At 68.0% G+C, this 11,553-nt stretch carries 11 protein-coding genes; 1 reads left to right on the top strand and 10 read right to left on the bottom strand.

Translation table 11 applies throughout. The annotated features are described in order from the left end of the window. Positions 1-3: 3 nt before the first annotated feature. The 6 genes from ptsH1 to leuB form a co-directional block, all read right to left on the bottom strand. The gene (ptsH1, locus tag WD430_RS12600; RefSeq protein WP_339102792.1) at positions 4-288 is read right to left on the bottom strand and encodes a phosphocarrier protein HPr; all 285 of its coding nucleotides are present in this window, start codon (positions 286-288) and stop codon (positions 4-6) included. Further along, positions 288-758 (bottom strand): fructose PTS transporter subunit IIA, encoded by a 471-nt coding sequence (locus WD430_RS12595; protein ID WP_339102791.1) that lies wholly within the window; start codon positions 756-758, stop codon positions 288-290. Before WD430_RS12595 ends, ptsH1 begins: the two co-directional genes overlap by 1 nt. 45 nt (positions 759-803) lie before the next feature. Next, entirely contained in the window at positions 804-1,982 is a 1,179-nt protein-coding gene (locus WD430_RS12590) for a PTS fructose transporter subunit IIC (protein ID WP_339102790.1), read from the bottom strand. A 111-nt stretch (positions 1,983-2,093) separates the two neighbouring features. After that, entirely contained in the window at positions 2,094-3,002 is a 909-nt protein-coding gene (gene pfkB, locus WD430_RS12585) for a 1-phosphofructokinase (RefSeq protein ID WP_339102789.1), read from the bottom strand. Then, on the bottom strand, positions 2,992-3,765 hold the full coding sequence (gene glpR / locus WD430_RS12580) for an HTH-type transcriptional regulator GlpR (RefSeq protein WP_339102788.1): 774 nt from the start codon (positions 3,763-3,765) through the stop codon (positions 2,992-2,994). Before glpR ends, pfkB begins: the two co-directional genes overlap by 11 nt. Before the next feature lie 284 nt (positions 3,766-4,049). Further along, complete coding sequence (leuB, locus tag WD430_RS12575; RefSeq protein ID WP_339102787.1) at positions 4,050-5,030, bottom strand: 3-isopropylmalate dehydrogenase; 981 nt, start codon at positions 5,028-5,030, stop codon at positions 4,050-4,052. A 291-nt stretch (positions 5,031-5,321) separates the two neighbouring features. On the opposite strand from leuB, the gene WD430_RS12570 reads away from it, so the two are divergent. Continuing rightward, a complete protein-coding gene (locus WD430_RS12570; RefSeq protein ID WP_339102786.1) occupies positions 5,322-8,066 on the top strand; it encodes a glycoside hydrolase family 3 N-terminal domain-containing protein in 2,745 nt (914 codons plus the stop codon). 61 nt (positions 8,067-8,127) lie between these two features. Here WD430_RS12570 and WD430_RS12565 read toward each other — a convergent pair whose 3' ends face one another. From WD430_RS12565 to WD430_RS12550, 4 genes are all read right to left on the bottom strand, one after another. Continuing rightward, the gene (locus WD430_RS12565; RefSeq protein WP_339102785.1) at positions 8,128-9,042 is read right to left on the bottom strand and encodes an EamA family transporter; all 915 of its coding nucleotides are present in this window, start codon (positions 9,040-9,042) and stop codon (positions 8,128-8,130) included. A 187-nt stretch (positions 9,043-9,229) separates the two neighbouring features. After that, positions 9,230-9,865 (bottom strand): 3-isopropylmalate dehydratase small subunit, encoded by a 636-nt coding sequence (leuD, locus tag WD430_RS12560; protein ID WP_339102784.1) that lies wholly within the window; start codon positions 9,863-9,865, stop codon positions 9,230-9,232. Beyond that, complete coding sequence (gene leuC, locus WD430_RS12555; protein ID WP_339102783.1) at positions 9,862-11,283, bottom strand: 3-isopropylmalate dehydratase large subunit; 1,422 nt, start codon at positions 11,281-11,283, stop codon at positions 9,862-9,864. Before leuC ends, leuD begins: the two co-directional genes overlap by 4 nt. Then, on the bottom strand, positions 11,280-11,546 hold the full coding sequence (locus WD430_RS12550; protein ID WP_339102782.1) for a hypothetical protein: 267 nt from the start codon (positions 11,544-11,546) through the stop codon (positions 11,280-11,282). Before WD430_RS12550 ends, leuC begins: the two co-directional genes overlap by 4 nt. Positions 11,547-11,553 lie beyond the last annotated feature (7 nt).

Here is an 11,553-nt window from a genome sequence, read left to right as displayed (position 1 = left end):
GGTTCAGGTCTCCGGTTCGGCTTCGGACTCGGTCTCGGGCGTCGAGAGCAGTTCCTCGAGGTCGTCGAGCGCCGCCTCGGCGTCGTCGCCCTCGGCGATCAGCCGGACGTCCTCGCCGCTGGCGACGCCGAGGCTGGTCACGGCCAGCATGCTCGCCGCGTCGACCGCGTCCCCGTCGGTCGGGGCGACCCGCACGTCGGCGTCGAACTCGGTCGCCGTTTCGACGAACTTCGCGGCCGGTCGCGCGTGGAGCCCGTCCTCGGGGACCACGGTGACGGTGCGCTCCATCACGCGACCGCCTCCGTGATCGTCTCCTCGATCGCCGCCTTCGACTCGGCCTCGTGGAGGCGCTCGCGGACGTCGTCGTGCATCAGGGCCCGCGAGAGCGAACTCAGGAGTTCGAGGTGGTCCTCACCGCCCTCGGCGGGGACGAGCAGCATGAACAGCAGCGTCGCCGGCTGGTCGTCCATCGCGTCGAAGTCGATGCCGGCCGAGGAGCGGGCGAAGGCGATCGTCGGCTCGGCGACCGCGTCGGTCTTCGCGTGCGGGATGCCGATTCCCATGCCGACGCCGGTCGTCGTCTCCTCCTCGCGGGCGAGTAGTGCCTCGAGGGCCGCCTCGCGGTCGTCGACGCGGCCGGCGTCGACCGCGAGGTCGAGCAGGAACTCGATCGCGGCCGCCTTCTCTGCGGGCGGTTCCTCGAGCGTGATCAGTTCGCGGGTCAGTACGGCGTCGATTGCGGGTTCGGACACAGTCATGGTATGATCGCTATGGTGTTGAACGGTGGGGATCGCGTCGGGTAGTCAGTCGTTCGTCTGTCCTGCGTTCGTCTGGCTCGCGTCGGTCGCGGACTTCGCGGGTTCGGCGCCGGCGACGCGCTCGTGGTAGTCGGGCTTGATCAGCGTGGCGACCGTCGCCGTGACGATCGTACCGAGCGCGATGCAGGCGAGGAACAGCAGCGCGCTGTTCGAGAGGATCACGACGAAGAGACCGCCGTGGGGCGCCGGCATCGTCACGCCGAACCAGAGCGCGGCCGCGCCGGCCGTCGCGCTGCCGAGGACGGCCGACGGGATGACCCGGAGCGGATCGGCGGCGGCGTAGGGGATCGCCCCCTCCGTGATGAACGCGAGGCCGAGCGGAACGGCCGCCTTCGCGTTCTCGTACATCTCCGCGGAGTACTTCTCGGGCGCGATGAAGTTCGAGAGCGCGAGGCCCAGCGGTGGGACCATCCCGCCGATCATCACGGCGGCCATCGGCGCGAAGATCTGGTCCGCGACGAGGACGGTCCCGAACACGTAGGCGACCTTGTTGATCGGGCCGCCCATGTCGACCGCCATCATCCCGCCGAGGATCGCCCCGAGCAGGAGGGCGTTCGACCCCTGCATGCCCTCGAGCGCGGACGTCAGCGCGTCGTCGAGGATGGCGATCGGGACCCCGAGACCGAGGATGACGACCGGGGCGAGCAGTAGCGTCGTGAAGACGGGGATGATGAGGATCGGCATCATCTGTGCGACGACCGACGGCACCGACCAGCCCTTCATCCAGCGGGCGACGTAGCCCGCGAGCAGGCCGGCGACGATCGCCCCGAGGAAGCCGGCGACCGCCCCGTCGGCCTCGAAGCCGATGACCAGCCCGGCGGCCTCGATGACCGCTTCCTGCTGGATCACCCACGAGAGGATGAAGCCGGGTGCGAGTCCGGGTTTGTCCGCGACCGCGTACGCGATGTAACCGCCCAGCACGGGGATCATGATCGTCAGCCCGAGGTCGCCGATCTGGGCCAGGTACCACGCGAGCGAGCCCGTCTCCTCGAACACCGTCTCGGTACTACCGGCCGTTCCCGGTAATTCCGCGACCATGAACGCGAGCGCGAGGAAGATCCCGCCGATCGTCACGAACGGGATCATGAACGACACGCCCGTCATCAGGTCCTCCTTGACCGAGAGGAGATGGGCGCGGAGTCGTGATTCTACATCGTTTTCCATGCTATCTCTGCCGAAGTCCTTCGACAGCGCCTGCAAAAGTGGTTTCGAATATGTTTGTTTTAGATCGAACGTATTCGAAACATAGTTACGATCGGATATTCGGGGTAGCAGTCAGTACGCGGAGACGCTGATCGACTCGCGTTCGTCCCGGAATCCCGTAAACGGCGGCGCTCGCGTCCCCGACACCGAGACCACGCGGGAGGCGACGGCGACGCCCGATCTGAGCGCGACCGCGTCCGACTCCTGACGGGCGCGAGCGGCGAGCACGCCCGACAGGAGGGCGTCTCCCGCGCCCACGGTGTCGACCACCTCGACGTCCGCCGCCGGCGCGTGCAGCGTCCGGTCGGGCGTCGCCATGATCGCGCCGTCGGCGCCCAGCGAGGCGACGACGCGGTCGAACCCGGCCGTCTGAAGCTCCTCAGCGGCCGCGATCGCCGATTGCACGTCGTCCACTCGCCATCCCGTCGCCGCCGCGAGCTCCTCGTGATTGGGTTTGCAGAGCGCGTACTCGGCCTCGAGGTCGGCGAGGGTCGCTCCGCCGACGTCGACGACCGTCTCCCAGGGGCCGGCCGCGGCCACGCGGTCGATCGTCTCGGGACCGGTCCCCGGCGGCAGGCTGCCGGCGATCACGACCGTCTCGGGGTCGTGTTCCCGGAGCGTGTCGACGATCTCCTCGATCGCCGGCGAGGCGATCCGGGGACCGTTCTGGTTGATCTTGTACTCGCCGTCGGGGCCGAGGAGCGTGGTGTTGAGCCGCGTCTCGCCGTCGATCTCGACGAAGTCGGCCTCGATCGCCGTCGCGGAGAGTCGCTCGAGGAGGAAGCGACCGAGGAAGCCGCCGGCGACGCCGGTCGCGACGGTCTCGATGCCGAGTTCGCTCAGGTACTTCGAGACGTTGATCCCCTTCCCGCCCGCGTCGTAGCGGTGCTCGTCGGAGCGGGCGACGGCCCCGTCGGTCAGCGGTTCGGAGAGTTCGACCGTGTAGTCGACCGCGGGGTTGAGCGTCACGCTAGCGATCATCCGGCACCTCCACGCCGACGGTCACGTCGGCCGCCGCACAGGCCTCCGCGACCTCGCCGGTCGGCTCGGCGTCGGTCACCAGCACGTCCACGTCGTCGAGCGACGCGAACTGGATAAAGCTCTGTTCGCCGAACTTGGTCTCGTCCGTGACGAGGACGACCCGCTCGGCCCCCTCGACCATCAGCTCCTTCATTCGGGCTTCGTCCTCGTTCGGCGTCGTCAGACTCCCGTCGCCGGTGACGCCGTTGGTCCCCAGAAAGAGCAGATCGAAGTTCGTCCGGTCCATGAACGCCTCCGCGCTCGGGCCGACGAGCGCCCGCGTCCGGTGGCGAAGCGTCCCGCCGGTGAGTTTGACGTCGTCGGCGTTCTTCCCGAGCTCGAGGGCCAGCAGCGGCGAGTTCGTCACCGGAATGAACGCCGTGTCGGCCGGCGATCGCTTCGCGACCTGCATCGTCGTCGTCCCCGAATCGAAGAAGACGACCTGGCCGTCGTGGATCTCGGTCGCGGCGCGCTCGCCGATCGCGGCCTTCGCCTCGAGGTTCTGGACTTCCTTCTGGACGTACGTCTCCTCGCGTCCGACCGCCGTCACCGGGACGGCGCCGCCGTGGGACCGCTCGACGAGGCGTTCCTCCTCGAGATCGTCCAGGTCCCGCCGGATCGTCGCCTTCGAGACGTCGAGTTCGGCGGCCAGTTCCTCGACGGAGCAGCCGTCCCGGTCCGACACGAGCTCGACGATCGTCCGTTTGCGCTGTTCGGGTAACATGTGCCTGGCTGGTCTTCGGATCTCTCTGCGTTCTGCACGGTTTTATTTGTTTATGCTGTAATAGCCGTTTGTTTCTGCGTAGATAGAGAGTATTTAACTCGAAGGCGGAAGTTCGGATCGCCCTAGGCCTCGAATCGCGACCGGTAGCTCGATCGTACGGCCAAAAAATCCCTGATCGACGCCAGTTCCGAACGACTAATTCGCACCCGAGTAAGAATATGCCGGACTCTGATCGAATCTGATCGATTTGTCGGTCGGGACGATCGGATCCGTCCGCGTCGCCGCTAGAGTCGTTCGATGATCGCCTCGGTCACGTCCTCGGTCGAGGCGTCGCCGCCCAGATCCGGCGTCCGGGGGCCGTTCTCGAGCGTGTCCTCGACGGCAGCGTGGACGGCCTCGCTCTCCTCGTCGTAGCCGAGATACTCGAGCAGCATCGCGGCGGAGATGATCGTCGCGGCCGGGTTCGCGACGCCCTCGCCGGCGATGTCGGGCGCGGTGCCGTGGACGGGTTCGAACAGGCCGCGCTCGGGGCCGACGTTGGCCGAGGGCAGGAGGCCGAGACCGCCGACGAGGCCCGCGGCCAGATCGGAGAGCACGTCGCCCGCGAGGTTCGGGCAGACGACGACGTCGAACTGCTCGGGGTCGAGACAGACCCGCGTCGCGAAGGCGTCCATCAGCACCTCGTCGGTCTCGACGCCGTTCTCGTCGGCGACGGATTTGACGGTGTCGCGGAAGAGGCCGTCCGTCTCGCGCATGACGTTGGCCTTGTGGGCGATCGTGAAGCCGTCGTGCTCGTCGCCCGAGACGTAGTCGCAGGCGAACTCGGCGAGTCGCTCCGAAGCGGACTCGGTGACGACGCGAGTGAGCGTCGAGACGTCCCGAGTCAGTCGGTCCTCGATTCCCGAGTAGACGCCCTCCGTGTTCTCGCGGAGGAAGACCAGATCCGTCTCGGGTCGGACGGCGTCGATACCCGGGTACGCCTTGGCGGGTCGAATGTTGACGAACGAGTCGACCGCCGTCCGGAGCGGCAGGATCACGTCGGCCGCGGTCTCGCCGGCCGCGCCGAACAGCGTCGCGTCGGCCGACGCCGCCAGATCGTAGGTCTCCTGGGGGAGCGCCTCGCCCGTCTCCTCCTTCACTGCGTCGCCCGCGTCCGCCTCGACGAACTCGAAGTCGATCTCGAGGGCCTCGAGGACTTCGACCGCGGCGGGGGTGACTTCCTGCCCGATTCCGTCGCCCGGGATGACGGCGATTTCGTGAGTCATGACAGATAGTCTCTGGCCGGCCGAAAAGAGGGTATCGATACCGCGACCCGGGAGACCGCCGGCGATCGGTGCTCCGGCGGGCGTCCCCGACTCGGCCACCGCGCGCCCGACCCGCGGCCCGCGGAATATCGGACGTTCGGCCGCCGCCGATACCCGCGATTTCCGTCAAATAACTCCCCGGCTACCTTAAATCATGTCGGCAGCGGATCGATATCTCCGCGACTATTGTCAACTATGCTCAACCCACCATGAATTTTTATTAACATCCTTGTAAACGATCGCGGTTGAACTATGATGGAGGATGATCGATCGCGTTCGGACGCGCGACTTACCCGACGAACCGCACTGAAAACCGGCGCCCTGGCATCGACGAGCCTGTTATTCGGGACGGTCGGTGCAGGGAGTGTCGCGGCCGGTGAGGACGACCCAGCATCGATCGTCGAGGAGATGACGCTCGAGGAGAAGGTGAGTCGGACCCATGGCGCCGACGGCGGTCCGGAGGGGATCGCCGGCTATCTGCAGGGCGTCGAACGGCTCGACGTCCCGGGAATGGGGATGGCGGACTCGCCGACCGGGGTCGTCGCCGCCGAGCCCGCGACGGACTTTCCGCATCCGATCGCGGCGGCGTCGACGTTCGATCCGACGCTGATCGAATCGGAGGGGAGAGCGATCGCCCGCGAGGCGAAGGCCCTCGACGTCTCGGTGCTCCTCGGGCCGTCGATGGATACCTTCAGAGTCCCGCTGCACAGCCGCGCCGGCGAGACCTACGGCGAGGACCCGTACCTCGCCTCGAGGATGGCCGCGGCGTACACCGGCGCCGTGCAGTCGGAGGGGGTCGTCGCGACGCTGAAACACTTCGTCGCGTACAACCAGACGCGGTCGACGGGGGACGTCTACGACTACTATTCGACGTCGGAACACGACGTGCGCGTCGGCGAACGGGCGCTCCGCGAGATCTACCTCCCGCCGTTCGAGGCCGGCGTCACGGAGGGGGACGCCGGTGCGGTCATGCCGGCGTACAACCGGATCAACGGGACGTTCTCCTCGGAACACCCGAAACTGCTGACCGACGTGCTCAGAGACGAGTGGGGATTCGACGGGTTCGTCGTTTCGGACTGGGGAGGCACCCACAGCACGGTCGACGCCGCCGAGGCCGGTCTGGACGTGGAGATGCCGAGCGCGGAGTACTTCGGAGAGACGCTAGCCGAGGCCGTGGAAGCCGGCGACCTCGACGAGTCCGTCGTTGACCAGATGGTCCGTCGCACGCTGCGGTCGCAGGCCGAAATCGGCGCGCTCGAGGGCGACCGGATCGGGAGCGAGCCCGCCCACGGGACCGACGAGCACTTCGACCTCGCCGAGCGGATGGCCGAGGAGGGGACGGTGCTCCTGCAAAACGAGGACGACGTCCTCCCGCTGGACGAGGCCGAGATCGACGACATCGCGCTCGTCGGGCCGTCCCCGGAGGAGTTCGAGAACAGCGTCGGCGGGAGCGACGCCGTCCCAGCTATCCGCCGTCGCGGGCCCGTCGCGGGGATCGAGGAGGTCGTCGGGACGGAGGTCGACGTGACGGCCGTCGAGACGGACCGTCGAGAGCTCATCGAAGCCGACGACGGGTTCGCCTCCGAGTACTACGACGGCGACGACGTCGACGGCGAACCGACCGAGACCGGATCGGTCTCGGCCGTCGACTTCGACGGCGACGCCGGGGCCGCCGTCTGGGAAGGGACGGTAACCGCACCCGAGTCGGGCTCGTTCGGATTCGCGCTCACCAGCCAGGGGGAGAGTACCCTCTTCGTCGACGGTGACGTCGTGACGGAGAACCTGGGCGGCGGGTTCGCCGGTCCGAACACCGTCCGGACCGCGGTCGACCTCGAGGAAGGGGTCGAATACGACGTCCGCGTCGAAGCGGTCGGCGGCTCGCCCGTCCGGCTCGAGTGGAACCCGCCCGCCGCCCTCGACGACGCGGTCGCGGCCGCCGGCGACGCGGACGTGGCCGTCGTTCTCGCGCAGTCGAACACCACCTACGGCGACGACCGCGTGCAGTTCGCGCTCCCGAGCAACCAGAACGCGCTCGTCGAGCGGGTCGCCGACGCGAACGACGAGACCGTCGTCCTCCTCAACACCGAATCGCCGGTCGCGATGCCGTGGGTCGATTCGGTCCCGTCGATCCTCCAGCTCTGGTTCCCCGGTCAGGAGGCCGGAACGGCCGTCGCGAACCTCCTGTTCGGACGCGTGACGCCGTCCGGAAAGTCGCCCGTAACGTTCGCGCGTGACCTCGAGGACTACCTTCCGGGCGAGATCGACGTCGTCCCCAACGACGCGCGGGCGTACCCCGGCGTCGACGGGACGGTGCACTACGACGAGGGCGTCTTCGTCGGCTACCGTCACTTCGACGAACGCGACATCGAGCCGCTGTTCCCCTTCGGCCACGGCGAGTCGTACGCCGAGTTCGCGTACTCGGACCTCGAGCTGGCGGCGGACGACGACGGCCTCGACGTCTCCCTCACCGTCGCAAACGACGGCGACTGCGACGGGAGAGAGGCCGTCCAGCTGTACGTCAGTGACGTCGACGCGAGCGTCGACCGCCCGCAGCGAGAGCTCGCCGCGATCGAGAAGGTCTCCGTGACCGCCGGCGAGAGCGAGCGAGTGACGCTCCGCGTCGACCGCGACGATCTCGCGTTCTACGACGCGGACGACGGCGAGTGGGTCGTCGAACCCGGAGCCTTCGACGTCGCCGTCGGCCGATCGTCTCGCGATCTCCGTCTCGAGGGCTCCTTCGAGGTCGACGACGAGTTGGCGATCGTCACCGAGAACGAAACGGACGGGACGGACGACGAGGACGGCGTGGATGACGAGGAGGATTCAAACGAGACGGACGAGACGAACGAGACGGACGAAGCCGGCGGCGATACCGGTGCAGACGACGGCACCCCCGGCTTCGGCGTCCCGGCCGGAATCGCGGGAACGATCGGCGGAATACTGACTGCCGGGCGATTCGTCGCGGACGCCGACGCGGGAGCCACTGACGACCGATAGGCGGCGCCGCTACGGCATCAGCGACGCGAGTCCGCTCGACGAGCCCCTACGCGACGACGCGTCACGGACTGCCGACGCCGCTCGAGAGCCCCACCGCGTCGGCGATGGTTCGGCGCTTGAGCAGGGCGAAGCCGACGGCGACCAGCGCGAAGCCGGCGACCGTCAGCGAGCCGACCGACTCGTCGAGCAGGACGACGCCGGCGATCGTCGCGACGATCGGCACCAGGTAGCCGATCAGCGCCGCCTCGAACGCGCCGTGTTCCTCGAGGATCGTGAAGTAGAGCATGAAGGCGAGGGCGGTCGCGAAGACGCCGAGGTAGAGCAGGGCGGTCAGCGAGACGGGACCGATCACGGCGGCGCCGAGCGACTCGCCGGTACCGAGGCTCACGGTGTGCAGGACGAGGCCCCCGACGAGCATCGACCAGCCGACCAGCGGGAGCTGCTCGAGCGTCGGGCCGGCCCGCTGGATGAGGACGCCGCCGAGCGCGACGCTGCACACCTGGCCGACGATGAGCAGCCGCGCGGCGGTGTCGCCCGCCAGTAGATTACCGGGATCGGGCTGAACGACCAGTCCGACGCCGAGAAAGCCCACGGCGGCGCCGACGGCTCCGAGCCCCGTGAGCCGCTCGCCCAGCAGCGGAATCGCCCACAGCGCGGTCAGGATCGGGACCAGTCCCTGCAGGATCGCGGCGACGCCGCTGGGGACCGTCTGCTGGCCCAGGAAGAGGAGGCCGTTGCCGGCGATGAGGAAGACGCCGCCGCCCGCGACGGCCGCCAGATCGTTCCGTGCGGTCGGGCGCCACCGCTCGACCCGGACGACGGCCGCGGCCAGCAGCAGGACCGCTGCGATATCGTACCGAGCCGCCGCGAAGAGCAACGGCGGGAGCGACTCGAGGCCGACCGAAATCGCCGGAAAGGAGAATCCCCACAGGACGGCCAAGGACAGAAACATCGCGATATCGCGGTTCCGAGACATACCTGACGTTGCGGACTGGCGCCGAAAGCGGTAGCGGTGCCGGCACGGGTCTGCCGCTTCCGGTATGATAGCGAATCGCTCGACTTCGGACGCTCGAGCGAGGACCCCTGCCGGACGAACGGACGGTCGAGACGTCTCTGTCCGGTTTTCGTAAACGGAAAAACGGCGAACGAGCGCCTCGAGCGCGTTACTCGGCTTCGGGGATCGCCGCGTCGTCGACGTACGGCAGTTCCCGGGCCAACTCGGCGACCGCGCCGGCGTTGGACTTCATCAGCGCCGTCGTGTCCCAGACGCCCTCAACGAGGGCCTTGCGCTGGGCGTCGTCGACGGTGACGTCGATCGTCTGCCCGCCGTAGGTGACCTCCTCGGCCTCGACGTCGATGTCGATCTCGCCGTCGGGGTGCTCGTCGACCCAGTCCTGCAGGTCCTGGATCGTCTCGCTGTCGGCCGTGACGGTCGGGATGCCGAGGGCCAGACAGTTGCCGGCGAAGATCTCGGCGAAGCTCTCGCCGATGATCGCGTCGATGCCCCAGCGCATCAGGGCCTGGGGCGCGTGCTCGCGCGAGGAGCCACAGCCGAAGTTGCTGTTGACGACCATCACCGAGGAGTCCTGGAAGCGCTCCTCGTTCATCGGGTGGTCCTTGGGGTTGTCGTCGTCGTCGAACCGGACGTCGAAGAACGCGAACTCGCCCAGTCCGTCGAAGGTGACGACCTTCATGAACCGCGCCGGGATGATCTGGTCGGTGTCGATGTCGTTGCCCCGAATCGGGACGCCCGAGCCGGAGACGTAGTTCACTTCCGGAATCTCGACTTCGTCGCTCACGCCAGGTTCACCTCCTTCAGATCGCGCACGTCAGAGACCTCGCCGGTGATCGCCGCCGCGGCGACCATCCGCGGGTTCATCAGGACGGTCCGCCCGTCCTTCGAGCCCTGGCGGCCGACGAAGTTCCGGTTCGAGGAGGAGGCGCAGGCCTCGTCGCCCTCGAGTTGGTCCTCGTTCATGCCGAGACACATCGAACAGCCGGCGTTGCGCCACTCGAAGCCGGCTTCCTCGAAGATGTCCTTCAGCCCTTCCTCTTCGGCGGCCTCCTGGACGCGCTGGCTGCCGGGGACGACCATCGCGCGGACGTCGTCGGCGACCTCTCGGCCCTCGACGATCCGGGCGGCGCGTCGCAGGTCCGGCAGGCGGGCGTTCGTACAGGAGCCGAGGAAGGCCACGTCGATGTCGTAGCCTTCCATCGTGTCGCCGGGCTCGACGCGCATGTGTTCCTGGGCGCGTCGGGCCGTGTCCTGTTTCTCCTCGGGCAGGTCTTCGGGTGCCGGAATCGGGTCGGTGACACCGACGCCCTGTCCGGGCGTGGTCCCCCAGGTGACGACCGGCTCGAGTTCGTTCGCGTCGATGTGAACGACGTCGTCGTACTCGGCGTCCTCGTCGGAGCGGATGGACTCCCAGTACGGCTTGAGTTCCTCGAACTTCTCCGGGTTCTCCTGGAAGTAGTCCGTCTCCTCGAGCCACTCGTAGGTGGTCTCGTCGGGATTGACGTAGCCCGCGCGGGCACCGCCCTCGATGGACATGTTACAGATCGACATCCGACCCTCCATACCCAGCGACTCGATGGCTTCGCCGGCGTACTCGTAGACGTAGCCGACGCCGCCCTCGGTGCCGAGTCGGCGGATGATCTCGAGGATGATGTCCTTGGCCTCGACGCCGTCGCCGAGCTCGCCGTCGACCTGGATCTTGCGGACCTTCTGTTTCTCCATGGCGACGGTCCCCGTCGCGAGCACGTCCCGGATCTGGGAGGTCCCGATGCCGAACGCGAGCGCGCCGAAGGCGCCGTGGGTGGAGGTGTGGGAGTCCCCGCAGACGATCGTCTTGCCGGGCTGGGTCAGTCCCTGCTCCGGTCCGATGACGTGGACGATCCCCTGATCGCCCGTCGTCGGGTCGGAGAACTCGATGCCCGCCTCGCGGACGTTCTCCTCGAGTTCGGCCATCATCTCCTCGGCCGCGTCCTCCTCGTAGGGCCGGGACTGGTCGGCCGTCGGGACGATGTGGTCGACCGTCGCGTGGGTCAGTTCGGGGTAGGCGACCTCGAGGTCGCGCTCGCGGAGCATCCCGAACGCCTGCGGGCTCGTCACCTCGTGGATGAGGTGGAGGCCGATGAACAGTTGGTCCTGTCCGGTCGGCAGCGTCGTAACTTTGTGTCGATCCCAGACCTTGTCGTACAGTGTGCCCTCGCTCATTCCTCGTCCTCTACGGGGTGGTCCCGTCCGCGCTCGAAGACGCGGTTCGCGTCCTCGGCGTCCTGTGGCGGCGTGTGATCCACGTCCGCCATCGTGTCGTTCGGTTCGTCGTCTGTGCGTTCGGTGGGCTCCGTCGCGTCTCGGCCACCGTCGGTGGCGACCGTCGGACCGCGACTGAACAGCCGCCCGACCGTCTCTCCGGTGTAGGGGTTCGTGTGGCTGACGTCAGCCATCGTGTCTGTCGTCGGTTCGTTGTTGCTCATTGGTCGT

The organism is Haloterrigena sp. KLK7, assembly GCF_037914945.1.
GTDB classification, from domain to species: Archaea; Halobacteriota; Halobacteria; order Halobacteriales; family Natrialbaceae; genus Haloterrigena; species Haloterrigena salinisoli.
The sequence above is the reverse complement of the archived record's forward strand: the minus strand, read 5'-3'. Positions and strand labels throughout refer to the sequence as shown.

What these genes read in the sequence shown, in the direction of transcription:
- ptsH1 (WP_339102792.1), bottom strand. Translation starts at nt 288, where the DNA reads ATGGAGCGCACCGTCACCGTGGTCCCCGAGGACGGGCTCCACGCGCGA.
- WD430_RS12595 (WP_339102791.1), bottom strand. Translation starts at nt 758, where the DNA reads ATGACTGTGTCCGAACCCGCAATCGACGCCGTACTGACCCGCGAACTG.
- WD430_RS12590 (WP_339102790.1), bottom strand. Translation starts at nt 1,982, where the DNA reads ATGGAAAACGATGTAGAATCACGACTCCGCGCCCATCTCCTCTCGGTC.
- pfkB (WP_339102789.1), bottom strand. Translation starts at nt 3,002, where the DNA reads ATGATCGCTAGCGTGACGCTCAACCCCGCGGTCGACTACACGGTCGAA.
- glpR (WP_339102788.1), bottom strand. Translation starts at nt 3,765, where the DNA reads ATGTTACCCGAACAGCGCAAACGGACGATCGTCGAGCTCGTGTCGGAC.
- leuB (WP_339102787.1), bottom strand. Translation starts at nt 5,030, where the DNA reads ATGACTCACGAAATCGCCGTCATCCCGGGCGACGGAATCGGGCAGGAA.
- WD430_RS12570 (WP_339102786.1), top strand. Translation starts at nt 5,322, where the DNA reads ATGATGGAGGATGATCGATCGCGTTCGGACGCGCGACTTACCCGACGA.
- WD430_RS12565 (WP_339102785.1), bottom strand. Translation starts at nt 9,042, where the DNA reads ATGTCTCGGAACCGCGATATCGCGATGTTTCTGTCCTTGGCCGTCCTG.
- leuC (WP_339102783.1), bottom strand. Translation starts at nt 11,283, where the DNA reads ATGAGCGAGGGCACACTGTACGACAAGGTCTGGGATCGACACAAAGTT.
- WD430_RS12550 (WP_339102782.1), bottom strand. Translation starts at nt 11,546, where the DNA reads ATGAGCAACAACGAACCGACGACAGACACGATGGCTGACGTCAGCCAC.